Source organism: Methanolacinia paynteri (assembly GCF_000784355.1).
Classification (GTDB): Archaea; Halobacteriota; Methanomicrobia; order Methanomicrobiales; family Methanomicrobiaceae; genus Methanolacinia; species Methanolacinia paynteri.
The window spans coordinates 61,828-85,384 of sequence record NZ_KN360942.1 but is presented as its reverse complement, the minus strand read 5'-3'; the positions used below and the strand labels follow the sequence as shown (position 1 = coordinate 85,384).

Sequence of the window (23,557 nt, the reverse complement as noted above, 5' to 3'; positions counted from 1 at the left end):
CAATTTATTATCGGAGTTTCAGGCGGCATTTATTTACATGAACGTTTTTTTACAAACTGCCATACGCGGGTTCCTTTTGGGCCAAGCCCTGTCTTTAATAACCGGAGAACAATAGCAAGAGGTGTACTAACCGCTTTGCTATCTTTTACAAACAGTTTGGATGGGTGGCCTGTACCAAAGTAAGGTCCTGTTGCCTGCACATATGGCAATCCCGTGTATTCATCTTAACAACTTTAAATCTGGGAAGTGTCTATTTATAATTACTGATTATTTTGATGAATATTGAGTGTATCATTGTAATGATTATTAATGAATATAGTTTGATTTATTGAAATAATTAATAAATATTTGTTAATGTGTTTGGCTCATTTCAGGTTTTGGAATGGGTGAAGCGCAGAATTGATCACTAAAATGATTAAAAATGGGTGGGTGTCGCCACACTCGATAAATCATAACAACATATATTTTGTATATGTTAACTAAACTTATTGTATCTGATCCGGGTGATTCTTCACGGTCAGAATCCGAGTTGTAATAAATTATCGTCACCAACGATTATTGAGATCAGGGCAAAACGACGGAAAAAGATGGTATGCACTCAAATTATTTCGATATGAAACACACTGAAAACCAGGGCGGAAATGGCTGCCCGAATCCGCGCATCAGTTTTGCCCAGCCGAACTGATATGCAGTTTACAGTGTTTAATTAATATATAACAATTATAAATTACAATTGATTGACTGGGGCTCGTTTTACACACCCAACATTAATCAATAGTAATGTAATTTGTTTAATTAGCGATTTTTAGAAATTGCAGCAGAGGTGAATTAGTGGATTTCAAGTATGTCCAGACAACATGTCCGTACTGCGGTACCGGTTGTACGTTTAACCTGGCGGTCAGGGACGGAAAAGTAACCGGGACAGCACCGTATTATCGCTCCCCTATCAACGAAGGGAAGGTCTGTCCGAAGGGAACATATGCATGGCAGTTTATCAATCACAAGGATCGCCTGAAGAAGCCGCTCGTCAGAAAAGACGGAAAATATGTTGAGACAACGTGGGATGAAGCCTACAGTATAATCGCGGAAAATTTTAAAAAATACCAACCCGAGGAGTGTGCGGTGCTCTCGTCTGCACGCTGCTCCAACGAGGACAATTATGCCCTGATGAAATTTGCGAGGGGTGTCCTTAAAACGCGTCATATAGATCACTGCGCTCGTCTCTGTCACGCCTCCACCGTGGTCGGTCTTGCCGCCTCATTCGGCTCCGGGGCGATGACGAATTCGATTCCGGATATATCCGAGTCGAAGTGTATATTCTGTCTCGGCAGCAACACATTCGAGCAGCACCCTTTGATCGGGCGCCAGATTATGAAGGCGAAGGCTGCCGGAGCAAAGTTCATCTATGCAGACCCGAGGTTTACGCCGACGGCACGACAGTCTGATCTGTATATGCAGTTTTACAGCGGCGGAGATGTCGCGATCCTTAACTGCATGATGGGGGAGATCATAAGAAACGGCTGGGAAGACAAGGAATTTATCGAGAAGAGAACGAAGGATTACGAAGAACTCAAAAAGATCGTACTTCTCGAAAGATATACTCCTGAGGTCGTCGGAGAACTGGTCGGCGTTCCTGCAGAATCTCTCAGGACCGCTGCCGAATGGTTCGGCAAGGCGGAGTCGGCGACGGTTCTCTATTCTATGGGTCTCACCCAGCACACGGTCGGTGTCGACAATGTTAAGTCCACCGCGAATCTCCTGATGCTTACGGGCAATATCGGTATTCCCGGCGGCGGTGTCAATGCACTGCGTGGCCAGAACAACGTGCAGGGTTCATGCGACATGGGTGCGCTTCCGAATGTATTCACGGGATACCAGAAAGTAGTCGACGGTCCTGTCCGCAAGAAGTTCGAAGATGCATGGGGATTTCCGGACGGGATCGCAGAGCCGAAGAACGGCTTTGAGATTACGACCATGTTCAATGTCCTTCATGACGACCCGGGCAGGCTGAAGGCGATGTACCTTATGGGAGAAAACCCGCTGCTCTCAGAACCTGACTTAAACCACGTCGAGGAAGCGATCCAGAACCTGGATTTCCTGGTGGTTCAGGATATTTTCTTTACCGAGACCTGCGAGTACGCACACGTCGTGCTCCCCGCGACATGCTTCGCCGAGAAGGACGGATGCCAGACAAATACCGAACGACGTGTCCAGCGCTGGAGGAAGGCGCAGGAACCGCCGGGAGAGGCGAAGGAAGACTGGAGAATTATCTCAGAGCTCAGTGCAGTGATGGGCTATGCCGACCAGTTCCCGTACACGTCCCCGGAAGATGTCTTCAACGAGATCGCCGAGCTCACTCCGTCCTACCACGGCATGAACTATGAAAGGATCGGAACTCCCGAGGCACTCCACTGGCCATGCCCGACAGTGGATCATCCCGGGACTCCGATTCTTCATACGGAAAAATTTGCAACACCCGACGGACTTGGAGTATTTCATGCAATAGAGTGGAAAGCGCCGGCAGAGGTTCCCGACGAGGAATATCCGTACCGCTTCACTACCGGCCGTATAATCTGGCATTATCATACCGGTTCTATGACACGGCGCTCGAAGGCTCTCGACGATGAGGTCAAGACCGGCTGGGTCGAGATCAACGAGGAGGATGCAAAGGAGCTTGGTGTCAGGAACGGTGAGATGGTCAAGGTCGTATCCAGGAGAGGCGAGCTCACGGTTGCCGCGAAGGTGATGGAGGACATCAAGAAGGGCGTCATGTTCATGCCGTTCCATTTCGTGGAATGTGCAGCCAACAGGCTGACGAACAATGCGTTAGACCCGCTTGCAAAGATCCCCGAGTTCAAGGCATGTGCCGTGAAGATTGAAACTATTGAGGAGGCCTGAGATATGACAACTAAAGGCGATATGGTATATGCATGGGCCGAAGATGCGGATATTCTGAAGAGAGGGGAATGCGGCGGTGCGGTTACGGCACTGCTGAAATACGCTCTCGAAAGCAAACTTGTCGATGCCGTACTCGCAGTGAAGAAAGGGCAGGACCTGTATGATGCAGTCCCCACTCTTGTTACCGATCCTGAAAAGATTGTTGAGTGTGCGGGTTCTCTTCACTGCGGGACACTGCTGTTGCCGAAGATCTTCAAAGAGGACTTCAACGGCGGCCGCGACATGAAGATTGCAGTCACTCTCAAGGGCTGTGACGCAAAGGCGATGTATGAGCTGGCCAAGAGAAACCAGGTGAATCTCGACAACTTCTTAATGATCGGTCTCAACTGCGGGGGGACTGTAAGTCCCATGACCGCGAGAAGGATGATAACTGAGAAGTACGGTGTCGATCCGAATTCGGTCATAAAGGAAGAGATCGACAAGGGACAGTTCATCATCGAGTACGAAGGCGGAGAGATGGGTATCTCCATAGACGAACTCGAAGAGGAAGGGTTCGGCAGGCGTGCGAACTGCCAGCGGTGCAAGACGAAGATCCCGCGGCAGTGCGATATCGCGTGCGGAAACTGGGGTGTCATCGGTGATAAAGCCGGTAAAGCGACGTTCATCGAGATATGCAGCGAGAAGGGTGCAAATCTCGTATCCGGGGCGGAGAAGGCGGGTGCAATTTCGACATCCGCACCAGACCCGAAAGGTCTCGCTATACGCGATAAGGTCGAAGGCGCTATGCTCAAACTTGCGGACAAGTGCAGGGAAAAACAGTTCGGTGCGCTTGGAGAAGGTACGGAGCGTCTCAAATTCCTGATGGATGAGACCTCGAAGTGCATCAAGTGTTACCAGTGCATCGAGGCGTGTCCGATCTGTTATTGCAAGGAGTGCAGCACCAAGAAACCGTACCTTGTGCCGAGGGGACAGATCCCGCCTCCTTTCATGTTCCACCTGATCCGGTACTCGCATATTGCGGATTCATGCATCAACTGCGGCCAGTGCGAGGAACGTTGTGCAATGGACATCCCGAATTCTCTCTTCATGCACGCAATCCAGCTTGAGATGCAGGAGATGTTCGGTTACGAGCCCGGTGTCAATCTTGACCTTCCTGTGCTAGCTCTCGTCGAGGAGCCTGCGGAGAGAAAGCGCCTGAACGATACGGGTGACGACCAGATCTTCAACATCTTCGGCCAGGCCCAGGGTTGCCAGAAATAATTCCGGCCCTTCATTTTTTTCATTTCCCCGGTTCGCCGGATAGTGGAAATAAGTGCTTGGGCCTCATATGAAATCTCTCTACAACAACGGTGGAATGATCGATCGGACAGGAATCCGGTGGGCAGCCGGATGGTCTTCGATTGTTCCCCATTTTCGATGGTAATTTGTAATCATTATCTATTTTTTCATAAAATAATTCAGACAGAAAATGCCGGTGGCATACTCCAGTACAGAAGTGGTTAGTTTACTGCTTCTGGGCGATATGGTGTTCCTGTTGTAACTGGCAGACGACCGGGAATCCCCGGTTCCCGAAGAAAAAAAAGATTGATGGAATTTTATCTGAGATGAAGCGAGAGGGAATTTGTGTGCTGCAATCATGCCAGTGCCGGAACGAATACCGCAAGAAGCGATAATTCGTCGTCATATGCACTTACAGTATGATGGATTCCCGGTGGTGTGACGAAAGTTTGCCCGGGGGCGAGAACGACCTCTTTGTCTCCCATCAGGAAGACTCCTTTCCCGCCGATAATCCTGTTGAACTCCCACTGGGTTTCATGGTCGTGATCCGTAACCTCACAGTTTTTCTGTACGCGGACAAGGTGATAGCTGAATTTGCCGTCCGTATCCTTGCCTGTTACGAGATCCTTGAGAAACACCCCTTTGCATGCCGGGTGCTCGTACCATTCCTTCTTGTCGCTTTCTATCTCGATATCGGAGAAGAAAACGACTCCTTTATCAAACGCGTCTCTGGTGTTTTTATGGTACATTTTTATCCTCCTGTTCTTAAAGCTGAAAAGAATGAGGTGGATTTATTTAGTCTTTTACCGCCGGAATTACTTCCTTGAATACGTCGATACCGTAGTTGACGTTCGGGCTCGAGTTGCCGAGGCAGAAGTGGGTAATGCCTGCTTCTTTGAACCTCTCGATCTCTTTGATCAGCCCTTCGGCATCGGTTGCGCAAAGGTAGTTCTTCTTGAGCATGTCGGGACCGACCATATTTGCATGTGCCTGTACTTCCGGCGGGTCGCTCACACGGTACTTGAACATCGACGGAACGAGACATCCGGCCCAGAACCTGTTGCCTTCTACGGCTTTCTCGAAGTCGGGATCCACTGAGTACCAGATAAGCATGGCCTTCTCCATCTTCTTCGGGTCCTTGCCCGCTTCCTTTGCGCCCTCTTCGAACTTCGGGATCGTCATGTTCTTGAGAGTGTTGGTGTCGGCTGCGACGGTCATCAGGTGGTCACCGTACTTACCCGCGAGTTTTGCACCCTTGGGCCCCATTCCACTGAAGTAAAGCGGGACTTCATCTTCGGGCTTGGTGTACATGAACGCCTTTTCAAGGGTGTAATACTTGCCCTTGAAGGTGACGGGTTTGTCACTCTCCCAGAGTTTTCTCATGACCTCGATTGCCTCGACCGTCATCTCCTGCCTTTCCGGAACACTGGGCCACTGTCCGGTGACCGGGACTTCGTTCAATGCCTCTCCGGCTCCTACCGCAATACCGACACGCTTCGGGTACATCTGGCGGAGTGTGGCGAAAGTCTGTGCAACAACACCCGGGTTGTACCTAAGGATAGGACAGGTGATGCATGTCGAGACAAAGACCTTCTTGGTCGCCTGGAGGGTTGCACCCATCCATGCCCATGCCTGGCCCGACTGTGCGTCGTCATGGTACCAGGGATGGAAGTGGTCGTCGACCCAGATGGAATCGAATCCGACTTTTTCTGCACGTACTGACTGTTCAAGTGCATCCATTGGCTTGTACTGCTCAATCGATGCGAAATAACCCATTTTTGTATCCATCTTTAATACCTCCTTTCCGGAAAAGAGGTAATGCATGGAAGGCGGAACCGCGACCAAAATATTGAATAACACTTCGGATCATATATTGATCGGCGTGTTCAGCTGTGTTCACGTATATGAGGGACCTGTCGTAAGCTGTCACCTCTGGTTTTATGTGAATCAGGCTGCCTCGCCCATGCTTTAGTCTGCTTCCGGTTTTCGTGGAATCTTATCCACATTCTGTAATTTCTTTAGGTTGGGCATAAAGCTATTTTTTATTGCTCGCCATTGGGCGGGATTTTCGGGTGTCACCAATTAAAGGTATATTATATCAGCTTAACCGGTTGTAGTCGCCAAATTATCCGATTAAAGATGATATTCGGTGTGTGAAGAGGGATTCTATTGCTCGTCAATGAGCTGTGGAATCATACGTGAAATACAGGTCTGGTATGCAGTGGCGCAAAAAAGGAGTTGATGGTCTGTGGAAATTGTGTATGTTATCGTATTGCTGTTCTCACTTTGCTTTCCGTTTTGAAGGCTTCACATCGTCCTTCACGACATCGGTCACATCTATCATGAAAGATGCAATCTCACCGGAAGGAAGCTTGAACACATAATGCGAGATCCAGGGGAACTCCTCGCGGTTCCTGTACTTCAGCGGTGCGACGAACTCGGGTTTCTCGGTGATCAGGACACGATGAAGCAGATCCCGTACATACGGGTCGGGGAGATCGGGAAATTCTTCGAACAGTTTCTTTCCCACGAGATTTTCCTTCTCCATACGCAGGAGCGATGCGGTCATCCTGTTGACGTCCTTTATGATATAATCCCTGTTCTCGATCGGTTCGTAGATCAATACGCCGTTGCAGGTGTTCTCGAAGAACGAGTGATACCTGGCTTCCTTCAGTTCGGTCCGCCGCAACGCCTCTTCGGCCTTCCTGCGGTCCGTAATATCGAGAATGATACCGTTCCATACGGTCTCGTTTCTGAGACTGACCGGCTGCGATAACACCCTGATATACATCTCCTCCCCGTCCGGTCTGATGAATCTTCCTTCAAACTCCCAGTTCTTGACTGTCTCTATCACGTCCTGGATCGAGTTGAGCCATCTTTCCTGGTCCTCGGGGGCGATGTAATCACCGTAGCGCAGGATCCATGTATCCACCGGGTCCGGGGGTATGCCGTAGACTTCGGTGGAGCGTTCGTCTACATAGTAGGTACCCCATTCTCTTGGACTTCGTGCATAGAACTGGTATACTATGCCCGGCAGGTTGCTGGTTATACCCCTGAGTCGTTCTTCACTCATGCGCAATGCCTCCTCGGCCATCCTCCGATCGGTAATGTCCAAAAATATTCCGTTCCATACGGTCTCGTGCTTCAGGCGTACAGGCTGCGATATTCCGCGGATGTACATCTCCTCCCCGGACGGTTTGATGAACCTTCCTTCAAACTCCCATGGTGCTACCCTTTTTATCACATCGTGGATCGATTCAAACCAGCGCTCTCTATCCTCCGGTGCTATGCATTCCCCGTACCTGTCGAACCAGTTGTTCAGCGGTTCGGTGGGCACCCCGTAGATCTCCTGCGTACGTTCGTTGACATAATAAACTCCCCATTCTCCCGAATCGCGTGCGTAGAACTGGTATACTATACCCGGCAGGTTGTTTACGATCCCCTGGTAGCGCTCCTTCAGCTGCTTTTCGGCGATCTTTTTGGCGGTGATGTCGAGGAAGAGGATGAAGAATTCGCTGGACGACTTGCCTGTTTTATCCGTGACAGGTGCAAAGACGATCTGGAAATACGCGACGCCGGATTTTTTTGTCGATGTTAGGGTATGCGACTTCAGCCGATCAAAGTTGCATGAGAGAGTCAGTTCGGCGATCTCCCCCTGCCTGATCAGGTTCAGGATTATCTCCCTCGAGCACATGATGTCGTAGAGCTTGAACTCTTCAAGGTCTGTGAATCTTGTAAGGCCGAGGATGTCGAGCGACGCCCTGTTTGCATTCAGGATGGTCCCGTCCTCCCGGAAGAGAATGATTCCGCTCGGCACTTCTTCGAAGAGGGTGCGGATCTTCTGCTCGCTGCTCTTCAGCGCCTCTTCGGTCTTCTTCCATGTGGTGATGTCGCGGAGGCTTATCATGATGCCCGGTTTCCCGGTAAACGAGATGGACGGGATTACGGTCGATACGAATTCTGTAAGAAATATCCTGTCCGTCCCTCTTTCGATGAGCAGCATCTCGTTGATGAAGACACGTGAATTGAGTATCCTGTCAATGTTCTCAAGGACCGTAGGATTGTCGAAGAGAGCCAGGTTGATCCTGGATAATTCATTTCCTATGATCTTCTTCCCGGATCTTATATTGAAGGTCTCGATGAAGCTTTTGTTGACCATCAGGATATGCAGGTCCGCATCGAGAATGACGATGGCATCGGAAATATAGTCGAAGAGATCGTCGAATGCCACGTTTTGGGCAATGGTATATAATTTCGATTTTCCGTATGGTTTCATTATCACGTTGCCGTGAGACTGGAGGACTTCGAGATATTTGGCAACCGACCCCCTGTTCATATTCAGCTGCCTTGATATCGTGGAGATCGAAACCGCTTCAGGGTACTTTTCCTGCAGGAACTCCCTGATCGTTGCATAACGGTCTTCTCTTTCACTCATATGTAAGTAGTATGCGGCACCTGATGTTAAGTTAACGCTAACGTCTTCGTATCCGGGAATCTTTCGGATTCCTCCAAAGTATAATATATTCCGCCTGCATTAATAGCGGATTATGATATCCATAATGCCTGAGAGCTCCGGGAAAAATACCGGGTTTTTGATCAGGGGAAAACTGACGGATGAAGACTACAGGAAGACGCTCGTTCCTGTCCTGGAAAAGGCCCTGGAGGAACATGAAAGGATCAACATAATGTTTAAGATGGAGAATTTTGAAGGCTGGACCCCCCATGCAGCGTGGGACGATTTTATCAACTGGCCTAAGATCGCGGCAGTCAATAAGGCTGCGGTTGTATTTGATGAAAAATGGGACGATTTTATGAGCTGGCTTTTCAAATCCTATGCCCTTATATCGCACATTGATATGAAATTCTTCAAAGAAGACAGAATTGACGAAGCGTGGGAGTGGCTCAGGTCCGGATAGCGGATTAAAGTTATGCTCAGTTCCCGGGCGATACCGAAAGACGGCAGAATGAAAATAATGTAAAAAGGGTATTTTATAATGGGGAATTGTTTGAATTCCCTGCCGACATATTTTTTTAAGGTCTTTTGTTCCTTTCCCAGTAAGGATATTTTTGATCCCCCGCGGATCTAAATATCGAAATTTGTTTCATTTAGTTGGAAATCTGAATGGCTTTTTGATTATATGAGATAATCACGCGGCAACTGCAGCATCTTCCTCGTTCAGGGTGTCGGAGAGTATCTTTGCAATGTCAATCCATATGACGAGATTTTTGTTTTCGCTGTTGTTTTTGCCTATCTTTATTATGCCTTTTACATATGCCTCCCTGGACATGGACTCATCCATCTGGTCTATATCCTCGTCTGATACCTGGAGAACACTCTGGACGTCGTCGACGATAAGGCCGACATTCGATCCGTTTGCCGCCTCGGACACGAGTACAATTATTTTTCTGTTCTCAACACCCTCTCCCGGCGGAAGACCCATCAGGTAGTTGAGGTTCAGGATATTGGTAATCTCTCCCCTGAGATTTATTATTCCCGCGATATGTTCGGGGGCTCTCGGTACCGGTGTTATCGGCATCATTTCAACAATTTCGCGTGCAATGTTGATATCCAGTGCGTACTGAACCCCGCCTATTTCAAACTGCACGACATCCTTCATTTCGACCATGTTATCACCCCTTTAGTATTTGAATTTCGAATTAGCATCTTCGAGGTTTTTGATGAGTGCATTTACTTCCTGTATTGCACTTCCGATCTCTTCCACCGATGCACTGGCTTCTTCAGCAAGGGCCGCAAGCGCTTCGGATTCTTTTTGGACTTCTTTTGTCTTTGCAGTGCCTTCTTCGACGGAATGGACTACATTATTGGATATTTTTGCCTGGTCTTCCATAGCTTTCGTTATTTCACCTATATCGTCGGTTACCTGGCCTGCATTTCTTATAATCGTATTCAGGGCCTCGATCGTTTTTGTTACGCTTTCAACTCCGTTTACGATCTCCTGGTTGGCGGATGTAATCGCCGACGCTGCTTTTTCACTGCTTGACTGGACGGCAGAGACTACATTTTCTATAGAATCCGTTGCAGCCCTTGCCTCTGCGGCGAGATTCTTTACTTCTCCCGCGACAACGGCAAATCCGCGTCCATGTTCTCCGGCGCGTGCGGCTTCGATTGCCGCATTCAGGGCGAGTAAATTGATCTGGCTGGCAATATCGTTAATCATCTTTACTATATTGCTGACTTCTTTTATCTTTACAGTCAGGTCATTGATTTCTCCGACACTTTCACTGGCAATCTTCTCGACATTTCCCATCTTGTTATTGGCATCCTTGCCCAGATCCTGTGCTTCTTTTCCGATCTCGACAACGTGAGTGGCAGCATTCAGAACTTCCTGTGAAGTGCTCGCGATCTCCTCGTTGGAGGCTGATAGATCTGCAATCCGGCTGCTGATGCTTTCAATAGTTCCAAGGAGCTCTTTTGTAAGATCTGCCGTCTTCTGGCTAGTATTGGCGACACCTTCCGCAGCTTTTGCAACCTCGTCGGTTCCCTTTGCGACTTCTCCTGAATTAACGGCTACCTGATCGGTAACCCTGTTTGTGACGCCGAGGGTCTCGGAAACGTTTATTCCGATATTGTTAAGCGCCTCTTTGAATTTGAGGAAGTCTCCTTTTACATTGATCTCATCTGAGAAACGTGCTGTAAAATCGGCATCTGCATAATGATTACAGATATCCATTGCCTCGTTGACAGGGATCGCGACGGATTTCAGGAGATCGTTGGTGCCTCCCATCAGTTCAATGTATGCACCTTTGTACCTGTTGCTGTCGACCCTGAACTCGAGCCTCCCGTCATTTCCCGCTTCAACGAGTTTTTGGATGTCGGTCACGATCTCAAGAAGTGTTCCATTGACAAGCTTGACATTGGAAGTTATTTCAAGGAACTGATTCCTGACTTCCCTGGTGTATTCATCTGCTTCTCCTACCTCGAGCCTGATCTCTTCAGGCTTCCCTTCGGCGATACAGTTGAGATCGTGTGCAACGTGTCCTACTTCGTCTTTAATGTAATCTATTATCCTTGCCGATTCGGTGACGTCGATGAAAACGGCATTGATATTTTTAATTCCTCCATGTTCGTTTAATAGCGGGATGCCCTGGATCTCGATAGTTTTTACGTCGCCCCTGAATGTCATGTAAAATTTCCCTGAAATTCTTGATTTGGTTTCAAGGACCTTTTTGACACTGTCGCCTTCAATTGGCCTGAGGTTAAACTCTTTGTAAAAATCCTGGAGATTCAGTCTGCATAATCTTTCTTTTGAGGTGCCTGAGATTTCGACAAGATCGTCGTTTGCGTCAATGATGTTTAAGGCCGGGTCCATAAGAACCATCGAAACCGGAATTTTCATTATGACATCATGAAGAAAGTCGGCCTGGTTTTCTCTTTCATTTTTTTCTTCAACAATCTTGTTTATTATCTCCCCGAGATGAACTGATTCGGGATCGAGTAGTTTTGTGTCGATTTTTGCATTTTTATTTCCGTTTACATAACTTTCAAGAACGGTTTGAATTGATTCGATGGACATGGTATCACCTGAAATTTTTCTTTTGGTTGAAATCACCGCGGGTTTTCATGATTTTTCCATAGCCTTAGCTGTCAATATCGCAAACACTGGAGATAATTAACAAGCAGCCTATGTTCAATGAAAGCCGCTAAAAATTAATTATGAATAATGATATATAAATATGATCAAAATAAATAATATTCTAATAATAATATTCAATAAATATGATCAAATATTGATTATATAAATCAAAGAATTAAAATAACATTTTTACTGTAAAAAATGGCATTTATGTTTCTCAAAAATGCCATATGAGAAATGTTATTTCCATTATGATCAATCCCTCCTGTCCGGTCAGATATTGTTAATCTGCATCCCGGCCGCCTTTATCTTCTTTGTTACGAATTAAAAGACTTCATCTCCTGAATATCAAAAATCCGATGTGAAAGTAAAAAGAAATGGGGCAGGTATTTTTATGTCATCCATATATTCCGGATAAATAATCCTCTCGCATTATATGGCGATCATACGGCGACTGCAGCGTCGGATTCTCTGAGTGTATCGGAGAGTATCTTTGCAATGTCAATCCATATGACGAGATTTTTATTCTCGCTGTTTTCTTTTCCTATCTTGATTATCCCTTTTACGTATGCCTCCCTGGACATCGCTTCATCCATCTGGTCTATGTCGTCCTCTGATACCTGAAGGACGCTCTGGACATCGTCGACTATCAGGCCGACATTCGATCCGTTTGCCGCTTCGGAAACCAGAACTATAATTTTTCTGTTGTCGACTTCCCCTCCCGGCGGAAGGCCCATAAGGTAGTTAAGATTCAGGATATTGGTGATCTCTCCCCTGAGATTTATTATTCCTGCAATATGTTCGGGCGCTCTCGGTACCGGGGTTATGGGCATCATTTCAACAATTTCACGCGCGATATTTATATCCAGGGCGTACTGAACCCCGCCGATTTCAAATTGTACGACATCCTTCATTTCAGCCATATTATCTCCCTCTAATATTTGAATTTCGAGTTTGCCTCTTCGAGGTTCTTGATGAGTGCATTTACTTCCTGTATTGCGCTTCCGATCTCCTCGACCGATGCACTGGCCTCTTCTGCCAGCGCAGCAAGCTCCTCGGATTCTTTTTGGACTTCCTTTGTCTTTGCAGTCCCTTCTTCTACGGATTGGACTACATTATTGGATATTTTGGCCTGATCTTCTATAGCTTTTGTTATTTCGCCTATGTCGTTGGATACCTGCCCCGCGTTGGTGATAATCGTATTCAGGGCCTCGATTGCTTTTGTTACGCTATCTACTCCGTTTACAATCTCCTGGTTGGCCGATGTAATCGCGGAAGCGGTTTTTTCACTGCTTGACTGAACAGCCGATACGACGCTCTCGATAGAACCTGTTGCGGCCCTTGCCTCCGCTGCGAGATTTTTGACTTCCCCTGCAACGACCGCGAATCCTCGCCCGTGCTCCCCGGCTCGTGCGGCTTCGATCGCCGCATTGAGTGCGAGAAGATTTATCTGGCTGGTGATATCGTTTATCAGCTTAACGACATTGCTGACTTCTTTTATCTTTTCGGTAAGCTCATGGATCTCGTTTACACTCTCGCTTGCGATCTTTTCGACGTTTTCCATCTTTTTGTTTGCATCTTTGCCGAGGTTCTGAGCCTCTTTTCCTATCTCGACGACGTGATTTGCGGCATTGAATACTTCCTGCGAGGTGCTTGCGATCTCTTCGTTTGAGGCGGATAAATCTGAGATCTGGCTGTTGATGTTTTCGATGCTTGCATTAAGCTCCTTTGTGAGGTCGGCTGTCTTCTGGCTCGTGTTGGCGACGCCTTCAGCCGCTTTCGCGACTTCATTCGTTCCTTTGACGACTTCAGTTGAATTGGCAGCTACCTGGCCTGTAACCTTGTTTGTGACGTTGAGGGTCTCGGCTACGTTGATTCCGATATTGTTCAATGATTCTTTGAATTTTAGGAAATCTCCTTTTACCTTTATGTCGTCGGAGAATCGCGCTGTAAAATCGGCATCCGCGTAATGATTGCAGATATCCATCGCTTCGTTTACAGGAACCGCAACCGATTTGAGGAGATCGTTGGTACCTTCGATCAGGCCTGTGTATGCGCCTTTATATCCGCTGCTGTCGGCCCTGAATTCGAGTCTTCCGTCATTTCCTGCAACGACGAGTTTGTGGATGTCGGCTACAAGGTTGTGAAGCGTCTCATTGACAAGTCTGACGTTGGATGTAATTTCAAGGAACTGTTTTCTGACTTCCCCGGTGTATTCGTCAGCTTCTCCTACTTCGAGCCTGAGCTCCTCCAGTCTCCCCTCTGCAATACAGTTGAGATCGTACGCTACGTTCGAGACCTCGGCTTCAATGTAATCTATTGTCCTTGCCGATTCGGTGACGTCAATGAATACGAGGTTGAAATTCCTGATTTTTCCGTATTCGTCGAGCAACGGGATTGTGTGAGCCTCCATTATTTTCACATCGCCTTTAAAGGTCATGTGAAATATTCCTTCTACCCTGGATTTAGTTTCAAGAGCTTTTTTTACTCCGTTTCCTTCCATAAGTTCGATTTTGAACTCCCTGTAAAAGTTCTGGAGGTCCAGTTTGCAGAATCTTTCTTTTGATGTACCTGAGATTTCAACAAGATCGTCATTTGCATCAACTATATTGAGGCTCGGGTCCATGATGGCTATAGGGACAGGAATTTTCATTACGACGTCGTAAAAGAAATTTTTCTGGTCCTCGTTTTCATTTTTCTCTTTGATAACCTGATTTATCATCTCTCCAAGACGGACCGATTCCGGTCCGAGTAAATTTGTATCAATTTCTGCATTTTTATTTCCATTTACATAGTTTTCAAGAACGTTCTGGATAGTTTCGATGGACATAGTATCACCTAAGGTTTGTTTTTCGTTGAAATAGCAGCGATTTTCAATTTTCTCCAATAGTACAAGGTGAAATATACCGCTTTTACGGGCAGTTAACAAGCGGCTGATGTTTAGTGAAAACCGCTAAAAAATAATTATTGATAATAATATATAAATATGATCAAAATAAATAATATTCTAATAATAATATTCAATAAATATGATCAAATACTGAATATATAAATCTGAGAATTAAAATATCCTTTTTATTGTAAATTATGAAATATACATCTCATAAAAAATACAATTATGGAAATTATATTTCTTATAGCTTAATATTGTCGTTCATGTGTCACTATATTGATAAATATTTTCTCCTGCGATCCTGCCCTGGATTATCCGTCGGCAGATCAATGGAAAATTCGGGTGTTATGGCCTGCATTTTAGAATTCAAAGTTGCCGGTATGGTTCAGGTTCGGTCACCTGAAACACGGAATTCTTGTCAAAAAAGTTTAGGAGATCAAAAGACCGGTTCGTTATACCAGCCCGAAATTGATCTTTAGGTTATTCATCCATTTCATGGTTTTTTCTGATTTTATTATCATATTGATCTTTCTTTCCCCCGCCATAATGAAATCAAGGTTGAAATGCGCCTTTTCCAGGTTGAATTTGGGTTCCGCGTTGTATGCGATGATTACGGCCTTTTCAAGGGACTGAATTATTGAGTAGAGATCGTCTTCGATGTCCACCGCTCCGAAAGGTTCCCTCCTGATCAGCTCCTCCTTTCTTGAGGGTAGTTCTCCGAATTTCATATATATTTCCTGGTTGATCTGGTTCTCCAATGTTCCCGACAGGTCGAGTCCGGCATCGATAACAGGGATTTTAAAGCTGACTTCTCCTCCCGCACTGGTAGCTATTATCGTTTTCAATGTCAATTCGAAGGATTTTACTTTGATATTTTTGGCACCTGAACTAATGATTGCTCTCTTGATCTTATCGATTATTTCTTCGACATCTATTCCTTCGATCTCCTTTTCGGGCATAATCTGGATTCGAGATTTATAATATAAATGAATTTTGGTGAAACAGGGGTCTTCGAATATTATTGTAGTTCAAATACCTGTTATGAATGAATTTCGTCCGAAACTGAATCAGGATTAACTTTCCGATCCTGTTGATCCGATGAAAACCGGGATTATAGTTCTTCCTTAGGGATTTTCGTAACTCTTATCATCATTGTTATTCTATCATTTCAAAGTCCACTATGAAATCCGGGAGAACCTGTATAATCACGATCACCGTCCTGATAGCAATTGTATTTTCTATTTCTGCAGGCTGTACCTGCCCGATTCAGCAATCGCAGGATTCATCTGCTGTAACTCCGGCCGACGAATCTGCCTATGACTCAACTTCGCTCATATTTGACGATCAGGAATTTGCTTTCGAGCTCCAGCGGACACTTGGCGCCACGTATTCGGGAGAGGCCGATATCGGTGAGTGTCTTGCCACTGCCTCCCGGATCGAAGAAGGAGACTTTGAGAGTTGGTACAGCGAATGGAAGAAGACCGCGGACGCCATCAGGACTGCGGGTGACGAGAGCCTCGCAGCCGGGCACAATGTTACAGCAATGGAAGCATACTACCGGGCCGCAACATATTATCGCACAGCCGAGTTCTTCCTTCATGGCAACTCAACCGATCCCCGCATCGTTGAGACCTGGGGATTAAGCCGGGAAACGTTTCGCGATGCACTAGCGCTCGACGACGTTCCTTACGAGATTGTCGAAATCCCTTACGAGAATACGACGCTTCCGGGGTACTTTTATATGGTCGATGATTCCGGCACACCTCGTCCGCTCCTCATCATCCAGACCGGATTTGACGGCTGTCAGGAAGAGCTCCATCCTTATGTGATGGAGGGAATAAAACGCGGATACAACGTCCTGACATTCGAGGGGCCGGGCCAGGGAGAAGTGATACGGGTCCGGCACATACCGTTCCGTGCCGACTGGGAGAATGTGATCGAACCTGTTGTGGACTATGCGGTGAACCGTTCCGACGTCGACGAAGACCGGATTGCACTCTGGGGAATTTCCCTAGGGGGCTACCTCGCTCCCCGCGGTGCCGCATATGATCCCCGGATCACGGCGCTGATCGCCGACGGAGGCACTTACGACGTCGGGCAGAACCTCCTCCGGAACCTGCAGGAAGGCGGGGGAGCGGCCGCGAACATGACGGAAGAAGACCTGAAGGAATGGCTGCAGACGGACCCGGTCGAGTTCAACGATGCCATCTGGGCTGTCATGGCTAACGATACCGGAACCCGCTGGCTGAACGAGAACGGTATGTTCGTCTTCAATGTGAGCTCGCCGGCACAGTTCTGGGCGAAATGGATGGATTTCTCACTCGTTGGAATCGCCGAAAATATAAGCTGCCCTACGTTGGTCACTGCCGGTGCGACAGATCATTTCGACCCGGACGGAGAACAGGCAAAGGAACTTTACGACCACCTAACCTGCGATCGTGAACTAATAATATTCTCCGAAGAGTACGGTGCAGGGTCACACTGTCAGCTCGGGGCGTTCGGGCAGTCTTTTGCCGCCAAGTTCGACTGGCTCGATGAGAAGATGGGACTAACGGGATAATGGGCCGGGATGACGGCTACCTTTTTTTATTTTGTAGAGGAGCTGGGAAGAGAGATCTTTTTTAGCAAACTCTGAAATTTATATTAATGCCATAAATGAATTTTAGTCAACACGGACATTTTGAAGAAAAAACTCAAAAAAACAGAACAATGCGAGGGAAGGGATTCGAACCCTCGAACACCTACGTGACTAGGCCCTCAACCTAGCGCCTTTGACCTGGCTTGGCAACCCTCGCCTGTGACCTTAATAAAAAGGACTTCCAAGATAAAATAACTTGCGATTTTGATGTCAGGATTTTGGCTGTTTTTGATTTTAAAAGAGATCCGGTATTTAAAGTATCCTGCATTTCCTCAAACCGATGTATATTTACATACAAAGATGGATATGATTATTCATGTGGACTCAAATTCTCCGTGAATTTGCCGATTCGCCGTCTCAGACGATGGTAGTCAAGTATTTTTTGGAGAATGGACTGGGAATAAACGAGAAGGGGCGCATAGTCTGCAACGGGATCGAGATCCCTGCGACGCATATCGCAAAGAAGATCGGAACCGACCGGAGAGTAATCGACGCCACCGCAAAAAGGATACTCAGCCTTAAGGAGATCAGGGATATATTTCTCAACCTGCGGGTGACGCCCGACCTGACGCAGGTTGCAGACGCACTCGGCCTAGCCGTTATCACGATATACCCGAAGGACGCCGCCCAGAAAGGAATTGTCGGTGCGGCAGTCAAGGTGATAACCGATCACAATCTCTCGATAAGACAGATATTCGTAACCGACCCCATCCTCTCCGAGGACCCGAAACTCGTAGTAATACTTGAGTCCAACCTTCCCGCAACCGTATATGAAGAGCTCAGGTCGCTTCCGCAGGTCAGAAAAATAATAATCTAATTACCTGTACTTCTCGATCTCGTCCGAGAGATCCTTCATCCTTTTCCTGGCAGCCTCCGGCAGGTTTGCCGAATGGTCGAGTCTTTCATCGATTGTAATCTCTTTTGTTCCCTTGATCAGGTTGTCCGCGTGGGCGACAATCTTCTCTTCCAGAGTTTTCGGTACGCAGTCGACCGGCTTAAGCCCTTCTCTGCGGCATTCTTCGGCGGTAAGTCCTGCACCTATATGGGTCTCGACGATGCGGCAAATCTCTTCCGGGAGCCCGTAATCCCTGCAGATCTCCGCACCAACCTGTCCGTGGGCAATCGAATGCGTCCTGCAGCGTCCGATGTCATGAAGAAGTGCTCCCTTTTCGACAAGCTCTTTGTCCACCGGTGCATTCCGGGCGAAGACCATCGCAAGATCCCGTACTGCAATACAGTGTTCGATGACGTTGTCGGGACAGCCTGATTTTTTTAAAAGAGGTATTGGATCTATATCGGATATCTTCACGCTTTTCCCAGGTTTTCCTTTATCGCGTCGACACGGCGCTTCAGCGCTTCGGCAAGGAGATCGTTGTCGAAATGGTCCATCTTCTCATCGCAGTTGATGCATATGAAGTCCCTTGCCATCGCCTCGTCGAACGTATATCTCAGGCCGCATTTACCGCAGATATAGAAGTCGTTGAGGAGCTCGTAATCCTCTCTCGCCTTGAGAATATCGAGGATGTCGTCCATCTCTTCCGAGAGCGTGGCATCAAGGTTTTCGAACTTCAGGACCCAGAGATAGGTGAGCCAGCCGGTCTCTGAATTCTTTATACGGCGGTATTCGGCCAGGCGCTTCCCATAAAGGGTGTATAGAGTGTGCCTGACGCTGTTTAAGTTGATCCCCGTGCTCTCGGCAAGATCTTCGTCGCTGTATTCACCCTCCACAGGAAATTTATCGATTAAATCAAGCCCCTCTTCCCCGACGAGGCGGAAGAGATATGCTCTTACCGCATCGCTTTTAAGTGCATCTTCTACAGCTACCATCTGCTTATATATCTGCCAATTTCTTTAATAGTTTTATCCAGTGATGATTCGGCACCAGCAAGAGTGTCTCCTTCCCCGTAAACACTGATTATCGCTCCGCCTTCCTCGATTTCGCTGTTTTCCCGGGGAATATCGGCTACATGCGGGTGGAATTTCTTCAGGTCGTCCCTGATGATCAGGTCGCGCTCCGCGAACATGATCCTGCGTGCGACCACTTTTTTCGCTTTCGGGGAAGATTCCGGGAGAATCCCTTTGCAGGCGTTGATATGCGCTTCGAAGATGTTGAATCCTGTCGACATCTCGATGATATCGAGTGTCGCCTGGAAACGCGGGTTGACCTCGATTGCATAGATCCCCTCATCCGAGAGGATGAAGTCGATTCCAATCGAGCCGGTACATCCTGATAAAGAGGCGATCCTTTCTGCCTCTTTCATGAGTTCGCCGGCCTTTTCGTTCGTAAACGGAGTTGCGGCGCCTGCAAAACCGTAGGCCCTATCGCCATCTCCTCCCCTGAGATACTGGAGATTCACGGCGATCGCCTTCGCCATTCCGCCGGACGCGATGCACGATACGCTGCATGGCACTCCTTTCACAACCTCCTGCCGGATATATGGAGTTTCAGGCCACATTTCGCAGAAGTTGTTCTCTTCCGGGGGAGATTCTACGACCGTATTTCTCCATCCCCCCGCTCCTTTGCAGGGCTTGAGCATAGCCGGGTAGCTTCCGTCGGCAAGAATCGCAGGAACCCTGATCGAGTTTTCCTGGAAAAAATCCTGTATCTTCTGCTTGTCCGTAAAGATTCCTGCCTTATCCTTACAGCTCCCGGAAATCTTCTTAGAGACAGAGATCTCCTCCGCACCCGAAGTTACCACGAGATAATCGGGATTGATCTCTTTGCAGATCTCTTCTATCTGCCCGGGAAGCGATTCGAGATCCTCAAAGATAGTGCATGATTCCGTGTTCCACTGCAGGTCCTGGTCGCAGAACGCATCTATCGCATGGACCTCGTATCCGGCATTTTTCGCAGAGCAGGCAACATGCCGTGTTGCAAACCCGGCGATAAGAACACGCCCCTTCAATACTTGAACCTCTTCCCTCTCTCGCAGGGATCTATCTTCAGATCTGCATCCGGAAATTCGAGATTGAGGTTTTTGCCGTCGGAGAGGTGGTCGAGAAAAAGAGCAAGGCTCGAGATCTCTGAATGCGGCTGGGTGGTAACCGAGACGTTATAATCGGTCATGTTGTAGATGTCCGCCGGAACCTTCTCTGCACCCACGACCACCAGAACCTTTTCGTGTTTTTTGATCTCTTCGATGGCTGATGTCATGGGAACGCCGTACATCGTAAGATGGACAACCACGCCCCCGTTGGCCTTCCAGTCGTTGACGCATTTCTTCCATCCGACTCCCGTTTCTACGAAGAAATTTCCTCCCCATCTTTCTGCAACGTCATCGATGGACTGTTTTATATTCTTGTCTTCGGATGCCAGGTACATACCTTCGGCACCAAGTGCACGGGCTGTAAGTCCGACATGGGTTGTAACTCGTCTGTCCCTCTCCGGCCTGTGGCCAAGACGGAGGACACATACTTTTTCTGTCATTCGGCACCTTATCTCTTGTAATTCGGGTTCTCTTTGATAACGCCGTTTTCAATAATTATGGGGCTCTCGGGATCTGCTGCGGCATTTTTGATACTGCATTTGAGGAGCATCTCGTGAAGAGAGAGTATCCTTGCCGTTTCGCCGTCATATTCTATAAGACTGCCCGACTCGAGCCTTTTCAGCGATCCCGTTACTGTTTCCCTGTCAAAACCGGTTTTGGATAAAATATCGTCTGCGGAAACGCTGTTTTCGTCGACGACAATATGGTATATTTTCCAGTCGATATCTTCCTGACGCACGCAGTACTTATTTTGCGAAGAGCGGGATATAATTATCTTAATTGCTCTATAAAATCCCCGGAAGTTCAGGGAGTTCGGATATGTGGGTCAAATATCTTTCATGTCTAACCGGCACCCGGATATCCTTTTCAATCCGTTATAGTAAAAATAGAGAATCTCGCGGTAAAATCTCCTCAAATCCGGGATGAAATACGTCAGCCCCCACCCGACGAGGATTATCGCCAGGAACGTGAAGCTGATCCTGCCTATGACATTGTGCGCCCAGAAGAAGCTCTCGTGTCCCGGAAATCCGCCCGATGCAAAGTCCGTGAAATAGGGGAACCACTGCTCCGAGTACGCCTTGACTACGAATACGAGCCTTGCTATATTGAGGGCGGCCAGCGAGAGGATCACGAATCCGGCAGCGAAGATCTTCTGTTTCAGGTTTGCATCCACACCTGTTGCCATTCCGAGCATCACCGCAGTTCCGACGATCGGTGTGCACGAAAATGTGATTATAATCCCGTAACCGTTGCTCAGGATGCAGTCCCATGAAGGGGCGGCGGCAGGATGTCCGATCATGGCGAGTGCGAGGATCGTGTTGTCCACCTGCATCCTGATCAGCCATTCCGATATCGCCTGGTTGGGTGCGATTACCGAATAAATGATGAACGCCACTGCCGCAACCGTCGTTATCCGGAATGCCGTCCTGTTCCCGGAATAAGATGCTGCGATCGTTATAATGAACAACGGGAGTGAGAGCACAGCGGCCACCGGGTAGATGAATTCGTTCTCCGCCACGTGGCCGAAAGAGAAGAGGACAAAGAAGATCCCGAGGAAAGACCAGCCTCCCGCTGCAAAATATCTCCTGAATCTTGAGGGGATCAGGAATAGGACAAACAGGACTAATGACAGTATCAGGAATACCTGGAACATCGCTGATGAGTAACTGCTATCTTAAATTTGATAAATGATACGCTTTGCTATAAAATCCGGGTCCTTTAGGCGACCCCGGCACCGGCGGCCAGGCCACCGGACGGCCCCTACCCAGGAGCCTTGCCCTAAGAGAATCATCTCACGGCACGCTCAGGAGACCGGCGAGGGTCCCCTGAGCTGTTGAATTTGTTTTTTTATATTCCGTTCCGTACACACTATGAATCTACCGCGTCTCTCCGCTCAGGGGATACTCGTCTATCCCCTAAGCGGCTATCATGGTATAGAGGCTCCGAGGTCGGGGCCGATCCGCGGGCCTGCCAAGCGGCCCGCGGCGGGGGGTTGCCGGCGATGCAACAGATGGATATAGGTCTGGGTATATAAGCAGATCTCAAATTATTTCGGGATGGAACACACAGGTAAGACCGGTCATCCGTCATCATTCAGGTATTTTTATTATTGCATATTCTAAATAGGATGAATCAGGGAGGATTAGAATAGAAAGAATAGTTATGACCGACAGCATCGAACTTGCCGAACTTGCCGATCAGATACTTGATATTGCCGAAGACAATTATGACAGGCTGTCATCGATTATCGACGATCTTGACGATGAAGTCAAAAATGAGCTCCTGGTATCCGATTTTCTGCATGCGTTTCAGGTGTTCTATTATTATTTCAGGATGGACCCCTCGGAGATCGTAATCGACCGCCTGATGCTCCAGCCCGCCTCATCGCTCGAGAAAGGAGTTTTTATAGAAAATTTCGATATCTTCGAACTATGGTTTATTATCGAGGATAATAACGGGATCATCTATGTTTCCGACGGGGAGAAAATCCTGAAGAAGTTCTCGGGAAGGAAAGCGTACACCGAAGCAGTAGAATATGCAGATTCCCTTGAGTGGTAGGTTCAGCCCGAAGTTATCAGGCCGGTGTCAACTATCGCCGCCCTGATCTCAGGCAGAATACCCCACCCTGAACTCTCTTTTCCGAACGTTGCGAATACGCCGTCTACCCCCATCTCATCGATATTCATGGGATATTCAGAGATCGGCGATCTCAGATCATTGCAGATCATCGTCGCCCATGCATCGGCAAGGGAGACGTCGGCTGAAAATACGGTGACAGAATCGGCGATGCCGAACGAGATCGACGGGCCTACCGTTGCAGAGGACGTGCACACTCCATAGATCTTTTCTTTCGGCGGAATGACGAACGCCGATTTTTTGCTCATCGCAGAGTTCCCCGCATACAGTCCGATCCTGATCTCCTTATCCGAGAACAGGGCGATGTCCCCGCCGTTGTCTATCACCGCAGCTTCGGCTCCGCGGTCTTTCATCGCCTCCACTCCCGCCCATGCAATCGTTCCGGCGACCGCGGCCATCGGACCCGTTCCGGTTTTCTTTGCGGCATCGACCATCCTCTCCACGTGTAGCGATTCGGTTTCGTTTTCTACCGGAACAAGGCTGGATAAAAAAAGAGGGTTTACCGAGATCTCGGATTCGATCTCAAGTCTCGCGTCTATCATCGCCTTCTTTGCCGGTTCGAAGAACTTCGCATCGTCGGCAAGTATCGTGGCGAATGTGGTCTTATACCTGAACAGTTCCCTGAGCATAT

At 47.9% G+C, this 23,557-nt stretch carries 21 protein-coding genes and 1 tRNA gene; 6 read left to right on the top strand and 16 right to left on the bottom strand.

Features of this window, described 5'->3' with window-relative positions; all coding sequences use genetic code 11:
* Nucleotides 1-831: 831 nt before the first annotated feature.
* The gene (fdhF, locus tag METPAY_RS12740; RefSeq protein WP_048152943.1) at nucleotides 832-2,898 is read left to right on the top strand and encodes a formate dehydrogenase subunit alpha; all 2,067 of its coding nucleotides are present in this window, start codon (nucleotides 832-834) and stop codon (nucleotides 2,896-2,898) included.
* 3 nt (nucleotides 2,899-2,901) lie between these two features.
* On the top strand, nucleotides 2,902-4,158 hold the full coding sequence (locus METPAY_RS12735) for a Coenzyme F420 hydrogenase/dehydrogenase, beta subunit C-terminal domain (protein WP_048152942.1): 1,257 nt from the start codon (nucleotides 2,902-2,904) through the stop codon (nucleotides 4,156-4,158).
* 374 nt (nucleotides 4,159-4,532) lie between these two features.
* Here the strand turns inward: METPAY_RS12735 and METPAY_RS12730 are convergent, their stop codons facing one another.
* The 3 genes from METPAY_RS12730 to METPAY_RS14465 form a co-directional block, all read right to left on the bottom strand.
* Nucleotides 4,533-4,925 (bottom strand): cupin domain-containing protein, encoded by a 393-nt coding sequence (locus tag METPAY_RS12730; RefSeq protein WP_048152941.1) that lies wholly within the window; start codon nucleotides 4,923-4,925, stop codon nucleotides 4,533-4,535.
* Nucleotides 4,926-4,971: 46 nt separating this feature from the next.
* Nucleotides 4,972-5,964 carry a TIGR03557 family F420-dependent LLM class oxidoreductase gene (locus METPAY_RS12725; RefSeq protein WP_048152971.1) on the bottom strand — a complete coding sequence of 331 codons (993 nt, stop codon included), beginning with the start codon at nucleotides 5,962-5,964 and terminating at the stop codon, nucleotides 4,972-4,974.
* A 493-nt stretch (nucleotides 5,965-6,457) separates the two neighbouring features.
* Nucleotides 6,458-8,611 (bottom strand): PAS domain S-box protein, encoded by a 2,154-nt coding sequence (locus tag METPAY_RS14465; RefSeq protein ID WP_052418830.1) that lies wholly within the window; start codon nucleotides 8,609-8,611, stop codon nucleotides 6,458-6,460.
* A gap of 112 nt (nucleotides 8,612-8,723) precedes the next feature.
* Between METPAY_RS14465 and METPAY_RS12710 the strand changes: the two genes are divergently transcribed.
* A complete protein-coding gene (locus METPAY_RS12710) occupies nucleotides 8,724-9,092 on the top strand; it encodes a SpoIIAA family protein (protein ID WP_048152940.1) in 369 nt (122 codons plus the stop codon).
* A 231-nt stretch (nucleotides 9,093-9,323) separates the two neighbouring features.
* On the opposite strand, the gene METPAY_RS12705 is transcribed toward METPAY_RS12710, so the two are convergent.
* The 5 genes from METPAY_RS12705 to METPAY_RS12685 form a co-directional block, all read right to left on the bottom strand.
* Nucleotides 9,324-9,803, bottom strand: a complete 480-nt coding sequence (locus METPAY_RS12705; protein ID WP_048152939.1) for a chemotaxis protein CheW — start codon at nucleotides 9,801-9,803, stop codon at nucleotides 9,324-9,326.
* Between the two features lie 12 nt (nucleotides 9,804-9,815).
* A complete protein-coding gene (locus METPAY_RS12700; RefSeq protein ID WP_048152938.1) occupies nucleotides 9,816-11,711 on the bottom strand; it encodes a methyl-accepting chemotaxis protein in 1,896 nt (631 codons plus the stop codon).
* A 503-nt stretch (nucleotides 11,712-12,214) separates the two neighbouring features.
* Nucleotides 12,215-12,694: a chemotaxis protein CheW gene (locus METPAY_RS12695; protein ID WP_048152937.1), complete on the bottom strand. Its 480-nt coding sequence runs from the start codon at nucleotides 12,692-12,694 to the stop codon at nucleotides 12,215-12,217.
* Between the two features lie 11 nt (nucleotides 12,695-12,705).
* Nucleotides 12,706-14,601, bottom strand: a complete 1,896-nt coding sequence (locus METPAY_RS12690) for a methyl-accepting chemotaxis protein (protein WP_048152936.1) — start codon at nucleotides 14,599-14,601, stop codon at nucleotides 12,706-12,708.
* Nucleotides 14,602-15,116: 515 nt separating this feature from the next.
* Complete coding sequence (locus tag METPAY_RS12685) at nucleotides 15,117-15,623, bottom strand: hypothetical protein (protein WP_048152935.1); 507 nt, start codon at nucleotides 15,621-15,623, stop codon at nucleotides 15,117-15,119.
* Between the two features lie 221 nt (nucleotides 15,624-15,844).
* On the opposite strand from METPAY_RS12685, the gene METPAY_RS12680 reads away from it, so the two are divergent.
* The gene (locus tag METPAY_RS12680; protein ID WP_048152934.1) at nucleotides 15,845-17,224 is read left to right on the top strand and encodes an alpha/beta hydrolase family protein; all 1,380 of its coding nucleotides are present in this window, start codon (nucleotides 15,845-15,847) and stop codon (nucleotides 17,222-17,224) included.
* Nucleotides 17,225-17,374: 150 nt separating this feature from the next.
* On the opposite strand, the gene METPAY_RS12675 is transcribed toward METPAY_RS12680, so the two are convergent.
* Nucleotides 17,375-17,459, bottom strand: a tRNA-Leu gene (locus tag METPAY_RS12675).
* 159 nt (nucleotides 17,460-17,618) lie between these two features.
* Here METPAY_RS12675 and METPAY_RS12670 point away from each other — a divergent pair.
* Complete coding sequence (locus tag METPAY_RS12670; protein ID WP_048152933.1) at nucleotides 17,619-18,119, top strand: regulator of amino acid metabolism, contains ACT domain protein; 501 nt, start codon at nucleotides 17,619-17,621, stop codon at nucleotides 18,117-18,119.
* On the opposite strand, the gene METPAY_RS12665 is transcribed toward METPAY_RS12670, so the two are convergent.
* The 6 genes from METPAY_RS12665 to artA form a co-directional block, all read right to left on the bottom strand.
* Nucleotides 18,120-18,611 carry a TIGR00295 family protein gene (locus METPAY_RS12665; protein ID WP_084600890.1) on the bottom strand — a complete coding sequence of 164 codons (492 nt, stop codon included), beginning with the start codon at nucleotides 18,609-18,611 and terminating at the stop codon, nucleotides 18,120-18,122. It lies immediately after the preceding gene.
* The gene (locus METPAY_RS12660) at nucleotides 18,608-19,129 is read right to left on the bottom strand and encodes a transcription factor (protein ID WP_048152932.1); all 522 of its coding nucleotides are present in this window, start codon (nucleotides 19,127-19,129) and stop codon (nucleotides 18,608-18,610) included. Before METPAY_RS12660 ends, METPAY_RS12665 begins: the two co-directional genes overlap by 4 nt.
* Nucleotides 19,123-20,208 carry an ATP-grasp domain-containing protein gene (locus tag METPAY_RS12655; RefSeq protein ID WP_048152931.1) on the bottom strand — a complete coding sequence of 362 codons (1,086 nt, stop codon included), beginning with the start codon at nucleotides 20,206-20,208 and terminating at the stop codon, nucleotides 19,123-19,125. The genes METPAY_RS12660 and METPAY_RS12655 overlap by 7 nt, the downstream gene beginning before the upstream one ends.
* A complete protein-coding gene (locus tag METPAY_RS12650; protein WP_048152930.1) occupies nucleotides 20,205-20,729 on the bottom strand; it encodes a tRNA (cytidine(56)-2'-O)-methyltransferase in 525 nt (174 codons plus the stop codon). The genes METPAY_RS12655 and METPAY_RS12650 overlap by 4 nt, the downstream gene beginning before the upstream one ends.
* Nucleotides 20,730-20,737: 8 nt before the next feature.
* The gene (locus METPAY_RS12645; protein WP_048152929.1) at nucleotides 20,738-21,028 is read right to left on the bottom strand and encodes a helix-turn-helix domain-containing protein; all 291 of its coding nucleotides are present in this window, start codon (nucleotides 21,026-21,028) and stop codon (nucleotides 20,738-20,740) included.
* A gap of 87 nt (nucleotides 21,029-21,115) precedes the next feature.
* Nucleotides 21,116-21,943, bottom strand: a complete 828-nt coding sequence (gene artA, locus METPAY_RS12640) for an archaeosortase A (RefSeq protein ID WP_052418829.1) — start codon at nucleotides 21,941-21,943, stop codon at nucleotides 21,116-21,118.
* 509 nt (nucleotides 21,944-22,452) lie between these two features.
* On the opposite strand from artA, the gene METPAY_RS12635 reads away from it, so the two are divergent.
* Entirely contained in the window at nucleotides 22,453-22,848 is a 396-nt protein-coding gene (locus METPAY_RS12635; RefSeq protein WP_048152928.1) for a hypothetical protein, read from the top strand.
* A gap of 2 nt (nucleotides 22,849-22,850) precedes the next feature.
* Here the strand turns inward: METPAY_RS12635 and METPAY_RS12630 are convergent, their stop codons facing one another.
* The gene (locus METPAY_RS12630) at nucleotides 22,851-23,555 is read right to left on the bottom strand and encodes a UPF0280 family protein (RefSeq protein WP_048152927.1); all 705 of its coding nucleotides are present in this window, start codon (nucleotides 23,553-23,555) and stop codon (nucleotides 22,851-22,853) included.
* Nucleotides 23,556-23,557: the final 2 nt, after the last annotated feature.

Excerpts from the sequence above, each read along its gene's own strand:
- METPAY_RS12735 (WP_048152942.1), top strand. The coding sequence starts at position 2,902 with ATGACAACTAAAGGCGATATGGTATATGCATGGGCCGAAGATGCGGAT.
- METPAY_RS12730 (WP_048152941.1), bottom strand. The coding sequence starts at position 4,925 with ATGTACCATAAAAACACCAGAGACGCGTTTGATAAAGGAGTCGTTTTC.
- METPAY_RS12725 (WP_048152971.1), bottom strand. The coding sequence starts at position 5,964 with ATGGATACAAAAATGGGTTATTTCGCATCGATTGAGCAGTACAAGCCA.
- METPAY_RS14465 (WP_052418830.1), bottom strand. The coding sequence starts at position 8,611 with ATGAGTGAAAGAGAAGACCGTTATGCAACGATCAGGGAGTTCCTGCAG.
- METPAY_RS12710 (WP_048152940.1), top strand. The coding sequence starts at position 8,724 with ATGATATCCATAATGCCTGAGAGCTCCGGGAAAAATACCGGGTTTTTG.
- METPAY_RS12705 (WP_048152939.1), bottom strand. The coding sequence starts at position 9,803 with ATGGTCGAAATGAAGGATGTCGTGCAGTTTGAAATAGGCGGGGTTCAG.
- METPAY_RS12700 (WP_048152938.1), bottom strand. The coding sequence starts at position 11,711 with ATGTCCATCGAATCAATTCAAACCGTTCTTGAAAGTTATGTAAACGGA.
- METPAY_RS12695 (WP_048152937.1), bottom strand. The coding sequence starts at position 12,694 with ATGGCTGAAATGAAGGATGTCGTACAATTTGAAATCGGCGGGGTTCAG.
- METPAY_RS12690 (WP_048152936.1), bottom strand. The coding sequence starts at position 14,601 with ATGTCCATCGAAACTATCCAGAACGTTCTTGAAAACTATGTAAATGGA.
- METPAY_RS12685 (WP_048152935.1), bottom strand. The coding sequence starts at position 15,623 with ATGCCCGAAAAGGAGATCGAAGGAATAGATGTCGAAGAAATAATCGAT.
- METPAY_RS12680 (WP_048152934.1), top strand. The coding sequence starts at position 15,845 with ATGAAATCCGGGAGAACCTGTATAATCACGATCACCGTCCTGATAGCA.
- METPAY_RS12670 (WP_048152933.1), top strand. The coding sequence starts at position 17,619 with ATGTGGACTCAAATTCTCCGTGAATTTGCCGATTCGCCGTCTCAGACG.
- METPAY_RS12660 (WP_048152932.1), bottom strand. The coding sequence starts at position 19,129 with ATGGTAGCTGTAGAAGATGCACTTAAAAGCGATGCGGTAAGAGCATAT.
- METPAY_RS12650 (WP_048152930.1), bottom strand. The coding sequence starts at position 20,729 with ATGACAGAAAAAGTATGTGTCCTCCGTCTTGGCCACAGGCCGGAGAGG.
- artA (WP_052418829.1), bottom strand. The coding sequence starts at position 21,943 with ATGTTCCAGGTATTCCTGATACTGTCATTAGTCCTGTTTGTCCTATTC.
- METPAY_RS12635 (WP_048152928.1), top strand. The coding sequence starts at position 22,453 with ATGACCGACAGCATCGAACTTGCCGAACTTGCCGATCAGATACTTGAT.
- METPAY_RS12630 (WP_048152927.1), bottom strand. The coding sequence starts at position 23,555 with ATGCTCAGGGAACTGTTCAGGTATAAGACCACATTCGCCACGATACTT.